We start from the raw sequence: 14862 nt of genomic DNA, 5'->3' as shown, positions 1-14862 counted from the left end.
GCCGATCCGCTAGCGTCGGACGACGTGACCAGCGCAGCCGACCGGGACACAGGCGGCGACACCGCGCGCACCGTCCTCGTCACCGGCGGCAACCGTGGCATCGGGCTGGCGATCGCCCGGGCCTTCGCCGCGAACGGTGACCGTGTTGCGGTGACGCACCGCGGGTCCGGGCCGCCCGACGACCTGTTCGGCGTGCGCTGCGACGTGACCTCCGCGGACGACGTGGACGCCGCATTCGGTGCAGTCGAGGCGGAGTTCGGCGCCAAGGTGCAGGTGCTGGTCTCGAACGCCGGCACGACCGACGACACACTGCTCCTGCGGATGACCGAATCGGCGTGGACCTCGGTGCTCGACGCAAACCTGACCGGTGCCTACCGCGTCGCCAAACGCGCCGCGCAGGGCATGCTGCGCGCCCGCAGCGGCCGGATGATCTTCGTGTCGTCGGTGGTGGCGCTGGTCGGCGCACCTGGCCAGGCGAACTACGCCGCGAGCAAGGCGGGCCTGATCGGATTGGCGCGCTCACTGGCCCGCGAGCTCGGCAGCCGGTCGATCACCGCCAACGTCATCGCGCCGGGTTTCATCGACACCGACATGACGGCGGCCATGACGCAGGCCCGCCGCGACGAGGTGCTCGCGAGCGTGCCGCTCGCGCGGTACGGCAGCGCCGACGAGATCGCCGGTGCCGCGCTGTACCTGGCCTCGGACGCCGCCGCCTACGTCACCGGCGCGGTGCTGCCCGTCGACGGCGGCGTCGGCATGGGTCTGTAGCAGAAAGGGACGCGGATGGGACTGCTCGACGGCAAGCGGCTGCTGATCACCGGCGTGATCACCGACGGCTCGATCGCGTTTGCCATCGCGCGGCTGGCGCAGCAGGAGGGCGCGACGGTCGTACTCACCGGCTACGGGCGCATGTCGCTGGTCGAGCGGGTGGCGCGCAAGCTGCCGCAACCGCCGTCGGTGATCGAGTTGGACGTCGCCGACGCCGGGCAACTCGACTCGCTCGCCGACCGGGTGCGCGAGCATGTCGACGGGCTGGACGGCGTCGTGCACTCGATCGGCTTCGCGCCGGCGTCGTGTCTGGGCGGTGACTTCCTGGACGCACCGTGGGAGGACGTCTCGACCGCGGTGCAGATCTCGACGTACTCGCTGAAGTCGCTCGCCGTGGCGTGCCTGCCGCTGTTCGGTGAGGACGGAGGCTCGGTGCTCGGGCTGACCTTCGACGCCACCGTCGCGTGGCCCGGTTACGACTGGATGGGCGTGGCGAAGGCGGGTCTGGAATCGACGTCGCGCTACCTCGCGCGCGAGCTCGGTCCGCGCAGGATCCGCTGCAACCTGGTGTCCGCCGGCCCGTTGCGCACCATGGCCGCCAAGAGCATCCCGGGCTTCGCCACCTTCGAGGACGCGTGGAGCTCGCGGGCACCGCTCGGCTGGAGCAACACCGACCTCGAGCCCGTCGCCCGCACGTCCGTCGCTCTGCTCTCGGACTGGCTGCCCGCCACGACGGGCGAGATCGTGCACGTCGACGGTGGCTTCCACGCCATGGGCGTCTAGGTGCGCAACGACTACCAGGCGCTGCTGCTGCTGTCGTTCGGCGGCCCCGAGGGCCCGGCCGACGTGCTGCCGTTCCTGCGCAACGTCACCCGCGGGCGCGGCGTCCCGGACGAGCGGCTGGCCGACGTCGCCGAGCACTACCAGCACTTCGACGGTGTCTCGCCGATCAACGAACAGAACCGGGCATTGATCGCCGCCCTGCGCGCCGAATTCGCCGACGCCGGCATCGGGCTGCCGATCTACTGGGGCAACCGCAACTGGGCGCCGTACGCCGCCGACGCGGTGCGGCAGATGCGCGACGACGGCGTGCAGCGCGCGCTCGTCCTCGCCACCAGCGCGACCGCGTCGTACTCGTCGTGCCGGCAGTACCGCGAGGACATGGCCGGTGCGCGCGAGGCGGTCGGCGACGGCGCGCCCGAGCTGGTGAAGCTGCGGCACTTCTTCGACCACCCCGGCTTCGTCGCGGCAGGCGCGGACCACCTGCGCGAGGCGCTCGCCCGGCTGCCGGCCGACGTGCGCGACACCGCACGGCTCGTGTTCACCGCGCACTCCATCCCGCAGACCATGAACGACGCCTCCGGTCCGCGCCGCGACGGCCTGTACGCCGCGCAGCAGCGCGAGACGGCGAGGTTGATCACCGAGGCGGTGCGCGGGCCGGGCGCCGACTTCGACGTCGTGTGGCAGTCGCGGTCCGGACCGCCGCAGGTGCCGTGGCTCGCGCCGGACATCAACGACCACCTGCGGGAGCTGGCCGAGCGGGGCGTGCCGGCGGTGGTGAACATGCCGAGCGGTTTCGTGTCCGACCACATCGAGGTGCTCTGGGACCTCGACAACGAGGCGCGAGAGACGGCGGCCTCGCTGGGCATGGCATTCGTCCGCGCAGCCACCGCGGGCACGCATCCGGCGTTCGTCACGGCGCTGCGCGAGCTCGTCGAGGAGCGGCTGGCCGACGCGGCGCCGCGCAGCCTGGGCAACCTCGGGCTGTGCGGCATCGACTGCCCGGCCGGGTGCTGCCCGGCGCCGCAGCGTCCGGCCGCGGTCACCACGCCGCCCGCGGGCGAACCCCCTGCCGCGTAGTCATCGTCTGCACCGAGGCGCCTCGTTCGCGGCCCTGGCCTTCGTTTGCACCCGTAGGCGTGGCTAACGGGGGTCGATACCTGCCCGATGGCAACCGTTCCGGGTGCAAACCCAAGGGGCGGCCACCCGTACCTGCTGCGGGTGGGGTGCGGGGCCCGCGTCAGGGGAGGCCGGCGGTGGCGTTGTAGGCGGCCATCCGGGCGCGACGGGCGGCGGTTGCCAGCGGCCGCAGCGCGGCGTCGCGGTCGCCGATCCCGATACGGTCCACCGCACCGCCGAGCGGGTCGACGAGCGCGAGGTCGACGATCGCCGCGATGCGCTCGGCCTGCGCCAGCAGCGTGACAGCGCGCTGCGGGAAACCCGGCGGGAGGTTGACGCGCTCACCCGCGCGCCGGGCGGCGTGCAGCGCGTCGTCACCCGGCAGCGGTTGCGCGACCTGCGCCGCGGCGAGTGCGGACGCCGACTCGCGGATCGCGCCGGTGAGTTCGTACTGCGCGTCGGCGACGGACAGGTGGTCGGCCGGCGCGGGCTCGAGCGCGAAGACCTGCCAGGTGACCGCGCTCGGGTTGCTGCTGGGCGCGTAGTCGACGACGTCCGGCACGGCACCGAGCGCGGCGGTAGCCACTGCCTCGCCCGCGACGAGTGCGGCTGACCGGTACGTGGCCGGTCCGGCCAGCCCGCGCACGTCGCCGGCCACCGGCAGCGCGCACCGCACGGGCCCGCCGTCGCGACGCCAGGCCGTGAGCAGATCCAGCAACGTCGCGCCGCCGTCCGGCAGCGACTCCACGCGGTGCGCGGCATCGCGACCGGTGACCGCGTCCACGACCTGATCGATGCCGACCCGCCCGGCGAGGTGGGCATTCGCCCACGCGGCGAGCGGGCCGGAACGCAGGACGGGCACGGCGTCCCAGCGTACGGGCGTGGCACCGCGCACCGGGGTTGGCCGGGCCGTACGGTCGCGCTCGTGCCCGACTACCGCGACGTCGCCGACGTTCTCGCCCAGCCGCACCCGCGCCGTCAGCAGGTGCCGCAGGTGCCGGCCGAGCGCGACCTGGTGGTCGAGACGGCCGACGGCCGGTTCTGCGGCGCGGTCGTCGAGGTCGGGCACGCGCTGGACGCGGGGGAGCGCCGCGATGCGGTGACCCTCGAGGACCGGCACGGCAAGCGCCGGGTGTTCGCCATGCTGCCCGCGGCGTTCCTGCTCGACGGCCGGACGGTGACGCTCGTCCGGCCCGCGCCGGCCGCGGCACAGGCACCGAAGCCGCCGCGGCGCACCGCGTCCGGTTCCTACGCCGTCGACGGGCAGCGGGCGCGCACGGCGCGGGCGAGCCGCATCTGGGTCGAGGGTGTGCACGACGCCGCGCTGGTCGAACGGGTCTGGGGTGACGACCTGCGCGTCGAGGGCGTGGTCGTGGAGCCGCTCGGCGGGATCGACGACCTCGTCGCGCACGTCCGCGAGTTCCGGCCCGGTCCGCAGCGACGCGTCGGCGTGCTCGTCGACCACCTCGTCGCCGGCAGCAAGGAGACGCGCATCGTCGCGCAGGTGCGCGACCCGAACGTGCTCGTCAACGGCCATCCGTACATCGACGTATGGCAGGCGGTGAAGCCCACCGCCCTCGGCATCGCCGCGTGGCCGCAGGTACCGCGCGGCGTCGACTGGAAGTCCGGCGTGTGCGCCGCACTCGGGGTGTCCGAGCCGCGCGAGATGTGGCGGCGCGTGCTGGCGAGCGTGGACAGCTTCGCCGACGTCGAGGTACCGCTGCTGCGCGCGGTGGAGGAGCTGATCGACTTCGTCACCGGGTGAGGTGGCAGGTCAGAACGCGGTCGATGTCCACGGTGCCCACGACGTCGCGAACAGTGCGTCGAAACGGTCGATCGCGCCGGGCGTCACCTCCTCCACGGCCAGCCCCGACGACACCGCCCGCAGCCGGTTGCCGCCGAGGTAGCAGGCAGCCAACGCACGCTGGTCGAGGCGCAGGTCGGGGGCGGCGTCGCGCGGCTCGCATCGTGCGGCACCCCCGTCGGCGGCCAATTCGAAGACGCCGCCGCAGAAGCCCGCGGGATCCGCCACCTCGAGCACCAGCCGGTCGCTGCCGGCGTAGCCCCGGGTCGACAGCGCTGCAGGAACGTCGAGCAGGCGCAGCCACAGCGCATCGCCGCTCGCCTCCGTGTGCAGCGCCCGCGCGTCGCGCAGCTGCCAGCGGATGGGCTCGTCCTGGGGACGAGCGTTGATCTCGATCTTCGCGACGCCGTCGAGCCCACACAGGTAGGCCCACAGGTCGCGGTAGGCGTCGTCGGACGCGGCGACCAGCTGGGTCACCTGCACACCACCCATGTCGTCGTGCAACCCGAAACGCTGGGTGGTCCGCCACAGCAGCAGACCGTCCGCGCCGTCGGCGCCCTCGTGCACGACGGGCACCACGTCGTCGTCCTGTGCAACGTGCCCGTCCAGGCCAAGAAGTTGTGACCACCACGGGTCCGGCCGGTCGATCTCCCCTGCGCGTCGACGGCGGGCTGCGTCGTAGACGGCCGGGGCGAGGACGCCGGCCTCGGCCCGGCTCGCGCCGTACAGCCTGCCCCGCGGCGGATCGAGCAGCGGGCGCGTACGCCGCGGATGCAGGACGTAGGAGTTCTCCCACGCCGCGGGTGCGTAACCGTAGCGGCCGTAGATCGGCCATTCCGCCGACCACAGGATGCTGACCGCATCCCCACGCGCTGCGGCCGCAGCCAGCGACGAGGTGATCATCGCGCTGAGCAGGCCCCGGCGGCGGTGCGTGGCGGCGACCCCGACGGCGGTCACCGCGTCGGCCGCGACCTCGTGGGTGCCGGTGGAGCCGGCCGGCACGCCGAGCCGCCGAGGCATCGTCGCCAGGTTCGCGACCCAGCGACCGTCGGCCCGGGCGCCCCACACCCGCTCGGGGAGCCACGAACCGGTCAACCGATGAATGCGCCGCCGGTACTTCTCGCCGGCCACCGGTGCCAGCAGTGCGGTGGCCGACACGAGTGCCCACGCCTCGGCCTCGTCGGCGTCGACCGGATTGACGATCTCGACATCGGTCACCTGTGTGACGATGCCAGTCGCGGGAAACTCAAATCCAGCTGACGCGCCCGTGCAGGTAGACGTAGCCGATGAAGCTCACCGCGTCGATGATCGAGTGCGCGACGATCAGCGGCCACACCCGCCGATTGCGCTGGAACCACCAGCCGAACACGACGCCCATCACCGCGTTGCCGATGAAGCCGCCGTAGCCCTGGTAGAGGTGGTACGAGCCGCGCAGGACGGCGGCCGCCGCCAGCGCCCGGGTGTTGCTCCAGCCGAGCTGGCGCAGTCGGATCAGCACGTAGGCGCAGACCACGATCTCCTCGCCGATGCCCTGCTGGAACGCCTCGAGCAGCAGCGTCGGGATCCGGTACCAGACGTCCGGGAAGTCGGTGACGACGATCTGGGCGTTGAGCCCAAGCTCGCGCGCGGCCCACACCAGGCCGAGCCCGGGAATGCCGATGACGGCAGCGAACCCGGCGCCCAGACCCAGCTCGCGCCAGTCGAACCGATCCAGGCCGATGCCCAGGCCGCGGCCGGCCGGGGAACGTGCCAGGAGCAGGATCGCCAACAGCGCCGGCATGAGCCCCTGCACGATGCTGGCGAGCTGCGTGAGGATGTCGAGCCACTGGTGCGTCGGCGCGGCCTGCTTGATCGGCGCAGTGGCGACGTTGCGGAAGCCGACGCCGTGGTTGATGGTGATCTGGTCACGGATGAACTCGAGCAGCGAGTTCAGGCCGTCGATGCCGTAGGTGACGCCGAGGACGACGAGCAGTTCGAGGCCGAGCCTGCGCGGTCTCGCCGCACCGGGTCCGGCTTCCGGGTCGACGTCGGCGTCCTCGCGCCCGGCGTCGCTGGCCACGCTGCTCACGTCGATCAGTGTGCCGCAGCGGCGCGCGGTGCCGGCGTCAGGCGATGCGCAGCGAGATGTCGGCGCACGCCGCGCACGTCTCCTCGGGCACGAGTCCGACGCGCATCAGTGCGGCGAAGATCCGGCAGCCGAGGCACAGCGCCCACACCGACTCCAGGGTCGCTGCGACGAGCACCGCCGCGACCAACACCAGCGCGGCGGTGTCGGCCGCGAAACCGAAGTGCAGCACCACCGCGGCGACGGACAGGGTCGCGCCGATGCCCTGCGCGAACCGCTTCGGCGGACCGGCCACCGGCTTCTCGTGCCCGAGCCGCGGCGCGACGACCTGCGTGGCGACGCGGCCGAGCGGGCTGAGCGTCGGGCCGGTCAGTACCCGGGCGACGAAGCCGTAGGCCAGGACTGCGGTCAACCACAACCATCCGGTACCGAGCGCAGCGCTGAGCACGAGAGTCACGGCGCAGAGCACCGCGACGCCGGCGGCGACCGTACGGGCAGCGACCTCGTTCACCGGATTGGGAAAGCCAAACACGCCCGCAACTCTACCTAGCGGGTAGGCATGGGCGAGACCACGAGCGTCTGCAGCCCGGCCCCGACCGGACCGTCGCGGTCGGACAGCGTCGAATGCGCCAGCGCCGTACCGAACGGCCCCACCGTCGTCCGGGCCTGCATGTGGACCCAGCTGCCGGCCATCGGACGGGCGAGATGGATGTCGAGGTCGACGTTCGGGAACGACCAACGTGCCCAGTCGAGCTCGGAACTCACGCCGCTGGCCGAGTCGGCCACGAGCGCAACGCGCGCGAGACCCGAGGTCCCGGTGCCGAAGCCGCCTGCGGGGTCGGCCGCCGCATCGCCGTCGTCGCTGATCAGCGCGACGGTCGGCGCTGCCCACACCCCTGCCGGTCCGGGCTCGGTGAAGCTGCCGCTGGTGAAGCGCCAGTCGATGCTGGCGCCGTAGCCGAACTCCATCCCCAGGACGCCGCGCTCGGCGGGCAGCGCGGGCACGACCACGCCATCGTCGGTGGACGCGCCGGACGTGTCCGCGACGCGCACGAACCACACCCGCGCCCGCAGACAGTCCCGGTCCTGGGCGGTGATCACGACCTCGACGAGCGCTGCACTGCGCGCCGCACGCAGCACCTGTGCCCGCGTCTCGACTTCGCCGACGGGCACCGGACCGACGAAGTCGGCCGCGAGACGCATCGCCAGCAGGTCGTCGCGGCCGGTTGCTGCGCGCATGGCCCGCTCCGCCGCGACGACCGCCAGTGCGTTCGGCGGGCCGCCGTGCTGCAGGTGCTCGGCCCAGGGCCCGGCGGTGTGTGAACCGGCGAGGTAACGGCCGGTGTCGGACGTCTCGGCGGTCCGGGTGAAGTAAGAACCTGGCACGCGGTGAACGTAGTACGCCGGAAAAGGGCCGCTATGCCCTACAGTGGCGTCAGGCGAGCGGCACATCCCTCCCGTGCCGCTCGCCCTTTCATGTCCTGACCCGGTTGCGCGCCCTGCTCGGCGGATACGCTGCGCCCGGTTGGAACCGGACACAGGGCCGCGCACGAACGGTGAGTAGAGCGTCCAGTGGACGGGTCCGCCCGTTCGCCGCCGAACCACGGCCGGGAGGGCTTCACGTGCATGCAGGACAGTCACGCCGCAGGATCGCAGTCGTGGGCAGCGGTGTCGCCGGATTGACGGCGGCGTACGTCCTGCAGAACGACGCGGACGTCACTCTCTTCGAGGCCGACGACCGACTCGGCGGCCACGCCGATACTCATGACGTCGTGGGCGCGGACGGCGTACTGCGCAACATCGATACCGGCTTCATCGTGCACAACCTGCGTACCTATCCGATGCTGCGGCGGCTGTTCAGCGAGCTGGGTGTCGCGACGCAGAAATCCGATATGAGCATGTCGATCTCGTGCGCGGGATGCGGGCTCGAATACGCCGGTGGGCGCGGCCTGTCCGGTCTGCTGCCGGACGCCCGGACGGTGCTGACACCGCGTTACCTGCGCCTGCTGCGCGAGATCGTGCGCTTCTACCGCCGCGCACACGAGGTGCTCGCCGGCGACGACGGTTCGCTGACGCTGCGCCAGTTCACCGCCGAGCACGGGTTCTCGCCCTATTTCGTCTCGCACTTCGTGACTCCGGTCGTCGCGGCGGTGTGGTCGACGGCGCCGACCGAGGCCGGCGACTACCCGGCCAAGTACCTGTTCACGTTCCTGCAGAACCACGGCGCGCTCGGCGTCACCGGCAGCCCCGTCTGGTACACCGTCACCGGCGGGTCGGCCCGCTACGTCGAGAAGGCGGCCAAGAGCCTGACGGCCGTCAACACGTCGACCCCGATCCGTGCCGTCACCCGCGTCGGCCAGGGTGTGGAGATCCGCGACGACGCCGACGTCGTGGAGCACTACGAGGGCGTCGTCATCGCGACGCACCCGCACCAGGCGCTGGGCATGCTCGGCGAGCCGACCCGTGACGAACGTGCACTGCTCGGCGCGATCGACTACACGGTCAACCCGACCCTGCTGCACACCGATGCGTCGGTGCTGCCGCGCCGGCCGCGGGCAGCCGCGTCCTGGAACTACCAGTTGCCCGCGTGCGAGGCCGTGCCCACCGCGGTGCAGGTCAGCTACAACATGAACCGCCTGCAGCAGCTCGACGCGCCGCAGACCTACGTCGTGACGCTCAACGGCGAGGACAGCGTCGACCCGTCGACCGTCATTGACCGCATGGCCTACGAGCACCCGGTGTACACGATGGATTCCGTCGCCGCCCGGGAACGCCTTCCGCGGTTGAACGACGGCACGGTGGCCTTCGCCGGCGCGTACCACGGGTGGGGCTTCCACGAGGACGGCGCACGGGCCGGCGTCGACGCGGCCGCGTCGCTCGGTGTGCAGTGGTGATTCCATGAGCGCGTCGACACCGGCGCTGTACGAGGTCGACATCGCGCACGTGCGTGCCGAGCCGGTTCGCCACGATGTGCGGCACCGCAGCTACCTGTGGTTCGTCGACCTCGACGACCTGCCGGCACACGGGCCGCTCGCCCGGTTCGAGGCGCGCGACCATCTCGGCGACCCGGCACGCTCCCTGCGCGCGAACCTCGACGCCTACCTCGCCGAGCACGGCGTCGACCTGCGCGGCGGGCGCATCACCATGCTCGGCAACGCGCGCAGCCTCGGCTACGTCTTCAACCCACTGACGTTGTTCTGGTGCCACGAGCCGTCCGGTGAACTCGTCTGCGTCGTTGCCGAGGTGCACAACACGTACGCGCAGCGGCACCGCTACCTGCTGCGCCCCGATGACGCCGGCCGGGTGGACACGGCGAAGGAGTTCTACGTCTCGCCGTTCTACCCGGTGGACGGGCACTACCGGATGAGCCTGGCCGAACCCGATGAGCGGCTGGCGGTGACCATCACGCTGCACCGGCCCGGCGCGCGGCCGTTCACGGCGTCGGTGCGCGGGGTACGCCGGCCGGCCACGCGCGCGGCGGTGCTCGGTGTCGCGCTGCGGCACCCCTTCGAGACCTGGCTGGTGCGCGCCCTGATCACCGTGCACGGCATTCGGCTGTGGCGTAAGGGCCTGCCGGTGCAGCCCCGCCCCGCGCACGCGTCCATCACCGACAATCCGACGGAGGAACCGATGTCCGACAACGGCACCGTAGCCGGCAAGCTCGCCGCGCTCGTCCGCGACACCGCCGGCCTCGAGCTGCCGGTGCGCATCCGCGCCTGGGACGGCAGCGAGGCAGGCCCGGCCGACGGCCCGGTGCTCGTCATCCGGTCGCGGCGCGCGCTGCGCCGTCTGCTGTGGGCGCCGGGGGAGTTGGGTCTGGCCCGCGCGTACGTCACCGGCGACCTCGATGTGCAGGGCGACCTCACCGACGGGTTCCGGCGCGCCTGGCAGCTTGCCCGTTCGCGACCGACGACGGGTATCTCGCTGTCGACGCGTGACAAGGTCAAGGCAGCGAGCGGCGCCGTCCGGCTCGGCGCGCTCGGCCCGGCACCCAAGCCGCCGGCGTCCGAGGCCCGGCTGACCGGCAGGTTGCACACACGTCTGCGCGACCGCGCCGCCATCTCGCACCACTACGACCTGTCCAACGAGTTCTACGAACTGCTGCTCGACCCGCACATGGCCTACTCGTCGGCGTACTTCACGCACCCCGACCAGTCGTTGCACGATGCGCAGACGGCGAAGCTCGACCTGATCTGCCGCAAGCTCGATCTGCGTCCCGGCATGCGGCTGCTCGACGTCGGCTGCGGCTGGGGGTCGCTGATCCTGCACGCCGCCGAGCACTACGGCGTGCACGTCACCGGCATCACGCTGTCGGCGCAGCAGCGCGACTTCATCGCCAAACGCATCGCGGATCGCGGTCTGAGCGACAAGCTCGAGGTGCGGCTGCAGGACTACCGCGAGTTCGCCGAGACCGGCGAACACTACGACGCCGTCAGCTCCATCGAGATGGGTGAGCACGTCGGCGAGGGCAACTACCCGGAGTACGTGTCGATCATGTACGGCGCGTTGAAGCCGACCGGTCGATTGCTGCTGCAGCAGATGTCGCGGCACGAGGGGACAGCGCCCGGCGGAGGCGCGTTCATCGAGAGCTACATCGCGCCGGACATGCACATGCGCGAGGTGTGGCAGACCACGAAGCACCTGGTGGGCGGCGGGTTCGAGGTACGCGACGTCGAGGCCATGCGCGAGCACTACGTGTGGACCGTCCAGAAGTGGATCCAGACCTTCGAGGACAGGTGGGCCGACTTCGTCGCGTTGCAGGGCGAGGAGGTCGCGCGGGTGTGGCGGCTCTACCTCGTCGGCGGCATGCTCGCGTTCGAGGAAGGACGCATGGGCGTCGACCAGTTCCTCTGCGTGAAGCCCGATCCGCAGGGCGTCAGCAACATGCCGGCGACCCGGCCGTGGGTGCTGCCGGCGCGCTAGCCCGCGCACGAAATCACGCTGGGCACGTAGCGATGTCGTGCGCCTGCGCGGGTAGTGATCATCCGTGGATTCTTTCGACGGTGCGGCGTTCTGGGCAGGCGTGGGATGGGTCGCGCTCGCCATCGTCGTCCTGCTGCTGATCACTTTCGGCGCGTCGCGGGTCGCGGGTCGGCACAACGTCATCGACACCACGTGGGGGCTGCTGTTCGTCGGCGCCGCGGTGGTCTCGTTCTTCGCGTCGTCCGGGCACGGTGACGGGCTGCGCCGTTGGCTGCTGCTCGCGCTGCCGGCGGTGTGGGGGCTGCGGCTCGCGATACACGTCGGGCGCCGATCGCTCGGCAAGGGCGAGGATCCGCGCTACGAGAAGCTGCTGGACAAGGCCAAGGGCAACCGGCAGCTGTACGCGTTGCGGATGATCTACAGCTTGCAGGGGTTGCTCGGCCTGCTCATCGCCGCGCCGATCGTGGTCGGCGCGTTCGAACCGCGGCCGGTGCGCGTGCTGGCGTGGATCGGCGTCGTCGTCTGGGCCGTGGGCGTGTTCTTCGAGGCCGTCGGCGACCAACAGATGGAACGCTTCCGGGCGAACCCCGGCAACAAGGGCAAGGTCATCGACGAGGGCCTGTGGCGCTACACGCGGCACCCGAACTACTTCGGGGACGCCTGCGTGTGGTGGGGGATCTTCCTCGTCGCCGCGGACGCGCTGCCCGGCGTCGCGACCGTGTTCTCGCCGATCATCATGACGTTGCTGCTGACGGTCGGCTCCGGTGCGCGACTGCTGGAGCGCAGCATGTCCACACGCACGGGTTGGGACGAGTACGCCGCCCGGACCAGCATGTTCTTCCCGCTGCCGCCACGCGCGAAGCGCGCTCTCGCCGACAGCTGACCTGAGCCGGTTGTCGGGTGTATTTGGCACCCGGCCTTTCCTCACCTACCGGCGCTGGCGAGGCACCCCAGGCCCGCTGAGTGAGGAGAGGACGGTCGGGTGGACGGCTCAGCCGTACTCGCCGCGGACCACACTGTGCCCGCTGTAGTCCTTGATCTCGTTGCTCGGCTGCACGCTGACCTCGAAGTCGTTGTACTGCGCCAACACATTGCGTGCCACGGTCAGCTCGGCCCGGCCGTTGCCGAACGTCCCGACCGGCGACATGTTCTTGCGGTCGCGGTCGGTGACCCACAACTCGTACACGTGCTGGGCGTCGAGCTTCGGCAGTGCGGTGGCATCGACCTTCAGCTTGCTGTCCTGGATCTGCACGTTCGCGCGCGCGGAGCTGGTGCCTTCCGGGTAGGCGGACAGCGCCACCGAGCGGGCATCCGAAGCGGAACCGCCCAGTTCCAGTGCCGCGATCGTCGAGCCGCCCCCGACGATCACCGCAGCGGCTGCAGCCACGGCGACCAGCCGGCGGCGGTTGTGCCGCGCAGCCGGGGCGGCGTCGTCACGGGCTTCGTCGTGCACCCGGGCGAACATCGAGCTGAGGTCGGGCAGCGGCGGTTCGTCGTCGGCAGCGCTGGTGAGGTCCTCGGTGTCGTGGGCGACGATCTCCGGCGCGAAGCGGTGCGCCGAGGTCAGCGCAGCGTGTGCGACGACCGCGGACACGAGGTCCTGCTGGCAGTCCGGGCAGGTGCGCAGGTGCTCCGCGGCGGCGAGCACGACATCGCGGTCGGCGTCACCCGTGAGCAACCTGGGCAGGTCGTCGGAAACATGGTTGTTCATGCGTTCCTCCGGTTTTCCAACAGGCCGGCCAAGCGTTGCAGACCCCGTGATGTCCTGGTCTTCACCGTGCCGAGCGGTATGTCGAGAGCGACGGCGATCTCGGTTTGGGTGTAGCCGTCGAAGTACGCGAGCTCGATGACCTGGCGCTGCAGCTCCGGCAGCAGGTCCAGGGCGCCGCGTACCTCGTCGGCCCAGACCAACCGCTCGGCGACCTCGCGGCCGTCGTCGCCGGTGATCTCGCGCATCGAGTCCAGCGGGACGACGACGTCGCGGCGCTTGCGCAGGTGGTCGATCGCGCGTTTGCGGGCGATCCCGAGCACCCAGCCGCGCAGGGACTGCTCGGGATCGAAGCGTTCGTGGACGCGCCACACCTCGTAGAACACGCGCTGCATGACGTCTTCGATGTCCGGCTGCGGCACGTACCGGCTGAGGTAGGACATGACGAGCGGACCGAGGGAGCGGTAGGCCTCCTCCAAGGCGCGGGGCTCACCCCGGTTGAGGCGTTCGCCTACGTCGGCGAGTGCTGGCTCCACGTACACCTATTCGTGTCCGACCGGCGTTGCGGTTCCGCCGGTTCCGACGTCGATGATCCTCTGCTGCGTATTCGTTCAGGGCGCCGGCTCGCCCGGGGTCGGCTTCTTCGCTGTGCCGGGACGTCGCGGAGCTGCCGGCCGCGCCGCGAGGCGCACCAGCGCGAGGAGCACAGCCACGATCGGCACGGCCACCAGGTAGTGCACGAGCGCCGACGAAACGCTGATCGTCTGCGCGCCGAAGGCCGCCCAGATCGTCGGAGCGGTGACGAGCAATGCCCCGAGCAGCACGGACCAGCGCAACATCACGCCGCCGGGCTGGACAGCTTGTCGATCAGCAGGGCCGCCCACGCGCCGCGCGAGGACGAACGCCCGTCGAGCATCGCGATCGGCACGCCGAGCCCCAGGACCGAGGCCGGGCTGGCCGTGCGCGCCGCGCCGGTGACGACGAGTGCGTCGACGGTGCCCACGGCCCTGGTCAGCGCGCGGGTGTCGGCCGGCTTGCGCGTCGCGTCGGCAACGACCCAGACGTGGTCGGCGAGCACCACCCGCAGCGTCTCGCGCACGCCGTTGGCCTCGGGCGCTTCGTCGTCGACGGTGTCCGTCGCGAGTACGAGGATCACCGGTTCGTCGGACGTCGCGCGGGCCGCGGCAACTGCGGCGGCGACCGACCACGGCTCGGTCAGCCGGCCGTGTGTCTGCTCCGGGCCGCCGGCCACGAAGATGTGCCGCGGGTCGACGCTCAGCCGCGTGGACGCGTGCTTCGCGGCCCGCAGTGCGGCGGCGGTCGGCCCCACCACCGCGAGGAGCTGTCCGCGCCGGAGCGTGGGTGTGGGAGCCGACGGCACCCGAGCGGCGAGCTGGTCGACCGCGCGGTAGGTGTCGAGCTCGCCGGCCGGGATCCAGCCGGCGGGCACGCCGAGCTCGACGAGCCGGTCGTGCAGGGAGCGGGTTCCCGCATCCGATGACGCGCTGTCCGATTCGGGTTTGCGGTGCCGACCCCCGCGTGGCGCCGGCGTGGCAGCGGGCTGCGGCGCGGGCGACGGCTGGGGCGCTGTGATGGGCTCGGGCGCGGGAGCCGGCTGCGGTGCGGTGGCCTGCTGGGCTGCGAGCGCCGGCTGCGGCGCCGGTGCGAGCGCGGGCTGGGGCGCCGGTGCGGGCG

15 protein-coding genes and 2 pseudogenes are annotated in these 14862 nt (G+C 71.9%); 8 read left to right on the top strand and 9 right to left on the bottom strand.

The genetic code is table 11. The features are described 5' to 3' along the window. Window positions 1-24: 24 nt before the first annotated feature. The 3 genes from fabG to ACFFCN_RS06985 are packed head-to-tail and all read left to right on the top strand — an operon-like array spanning window position 25 to window position 2628. Window positions 25-768, top strand: a complete 744-nt coding sequence (fabG, locus tag ACFFCN_RS06995; RefSeq protein ID WP_375490422.1) for a 3-oxoacyl-ACP reductase FabG — start codon at window positions 25-27, stop codon at window positions 766-768. A 15-nt stretch (window positions 769-783) separates the two neighbouring features. Then, on the top strand, window positions 784-1551 hold the full coding sequence (gene fabI / locus ACFFCN_RS06990) for an enoyl-ACP reductase FabI (RefSeq protein WP_375490421.1): 768 nt from the start codon (window positions 784-786) through the stop codon (window positions 1549-1551). Next, entirely contained in the window at window positions 1552-2628 is a 1077-nt protein-coding gene (locus ACFFCN_RS06985) for a ferrochelatase (protein ID WP_375490420.1), read from the top strand. Between the two features lie 160 nt (window positions 2629-2788). On the opposite strand, the gene ACFFCN_RS06980 is transcribed toward ACFFCN_RS06985, so the two are convergent. Then, a complete protein-coding gene (locus tag ACFFCN_RS06980) occupies window positions 2789-3529 on the bottom strand; it encodes a hypothetical protein (protein WP_375490419.1) in 741 nt (246 codons plus the stop codon). Window positions 3530-3592: 63 nt separating this feature from the next. Between ACFFCN_RS06980 and ACFFCN_RS06975 the strand changes: the two genes are divergently transcribed. After that, window positions 3593-4432: a DUF3097 domain-containing protein gene (locus ACFFCN_RS06975; RefSeq protein ID WP_375490418.1), complete on the top strand. Its 840-nt coding sequence runs from the start codon at window positions 3593-3595 to the stop codon at window positions 4430-4432. 9 nt (window positions 4433-4441) lie between these two features. On the opposite strand, the gene ACFFCN_RS06970 is transcribed toward ACFFCN_RS06975, so the two are convergent. Genes ACFFCN_RS06970 through ACFFCN_RS06955 form a run of 4 tightly spaced genes read right to left on the bottom strand, consistent with a single transcriptional unit; the run spans window position 4442 to window position 7922 of the window. After that, window positions 4442-5689 carry a GNAT family N-acetyltransferase gene (locus tag ACFFCN_RS06970; protein ID WP_375490417.1) on the bottom strand — a complete coding sequence of 416 codons (1248 nt, stop codon included), beginning with the start codon at window positions 5687-5689 and terminating at the stop codon, window positions 4442-4444. Between the two features lie 28 nt (window positions 5690-5717). Then, complete coding sequence (locus ACFFCN_RS06965) at window positions 5718-6539, bottom strand: CPBP family intramembrane glutamic endopeptidase (protein WP_375490416.1); 822 nt, start codon at window positions 6537-6539, stop codon at window positions 5718-5720. A gap of 37 nt (window positions 6540-6576) precedes the next feature. After that, a complete protein-coding gene (locus ACFFCN_RS06960; protein ID WP_375490415.1) occupies window positions 6577-7068 on the bottom strand; it encodes a DUF4395 domain-containing protein in 492 nt (163 codons plus the stop codon). Window positions 7069-7082: 14 nt separating this feature from the next. Beyond that, window positions 7083-7922 carry a thioesterase family protein gene (locus ACFFCN_RS06955; RefSeq protein WP_375490414.1) on the bottom strand — a complete coding sequence of 280 codons (840 nt, stop codon included), beginning with the start codon at window positions 7920-7922 and terminating at the stop codon, window positions 7083-7085. 263 nt (window positions 7923-8185) lie between these two features. Here ACFFCN_RS06955 and ACFFCN_RS06950 point away from each other — a divergent pair, with 263 nt between their 5' ends. The 4 genes and pseudogenes from ACFFCN_RS06950 (at window position 8186) to ACFFCN_RS06935 (ending at window position 12342) form a co-directional block, all read left to right on the top strand. After that, on the top strand, window positions 8186-9430 hold the full coding sequence (locus tag ACFFCN_RS06950) for an NAD(P)/FAD-dependent oxidoreductase (RefSeq protein WP_375490458.1): 1245 nt from the start codon (window positions 8186-8188) through the stop codon (window positions 9428-9430). Window positions 9431-9434: 4 nt separating this feature from the next. Then, window positions 9435-10118 (top strand): annotated as a pseudogene (locus ACFFCN_RS06945) (DUF1365 domain-containing protein); the annotation flags it as partial. Window positions 10119-10166: 48 nt separating this feature from the next. After that, window positions 10167-11459, top strand: coding sequence for a class I SAM-dependent methyltransferase (locus ACFFCN_RS06940; protein WP_375490457.1), 1293 nt, complete (start codon window positions 10167-10169; stop codon window positions 11457-11459). A gap of 64 nt (window positions 11460-11523) precedes the next feature. Continuing rightward, window positions 11524-12342: a DUF1295 domain-containing protein gene (locus ACFFCN_RS06935; protein WP_375490413.1), complete on the top strand. Its 819-nt coding sequence runs from the start codon at window positions 11524-11526 to the stop codon at window positions 12340-12342. A gap of 108 nt (window positions 12343-12450) precedes the next feature. On the opposite strand, the gene ACFFCN_RS06930 is transcribed toward ACFFCN_RS06935, so the two are convergent. The 4 genes and pseudogenes from ACFFCN_RS06930 to ACFFCN_RS06915 all read right to left on the bottom strand — a co-directional run. Next, window positions 12451-13170, bottom strand: coding sequence for an anti-sigma factor domain-containing protein (locus tag ACFFCN_RS06930; RefSeq protein WP_375490412.1), 720 nt, complete (start codon window positions 13168-13170; stop codon window positions 12451-12453). After that, window positions 13167-13703, bottom strand: a complete 537-nt coding sequence (locus tag ACFFCN_RS06925) for an RNA polymerase sigma factor (RefSeq protein WP_375490411.1) — start codon at window positions 13701-13703, stop codon at window positions 13167-13169. The genes ACFFCN_RS06930 and ACFFCN_RS06925 overlap by 4 nt, the downstream gene beginning before the upstream one ends. Before the next feature lie 75 nt (window positions 13704-13778). Then, window positions 13779-14006: a hypothetical protein gene (locus ACFFCN_RS06920; protein WP_375490410.1), complete on the bottom strand. Its 228-nt coding sequence runs from the start codon at window positions 14004-14006 to the stop codon at window positions 13779-13781. After that, window positions 14006-14862 (bottom strand): annotated as a pseudogene (locus ACFFCN_RS06915) (hypothetical protein); the annotation flags it as partial. The pseudogene ACFFCN_RS06915 and the gene ACFFCN_RS06920, both read right to left, overlap by 1 nt.

It is taken from the genome of uncultured Jatrophihabitans sp. (assembly GCF_964246335.1).
In the GTDB taxonomy this organism is placed as follows: Bacteria; Actinomycetota; Actinomycetes; order Mycobacteriales; family Jatrophihabitantaceae; genus Jatrophihabitans.
This window is presented reverse-complemented; position numbering and strand designations above follow the sequence as displayed.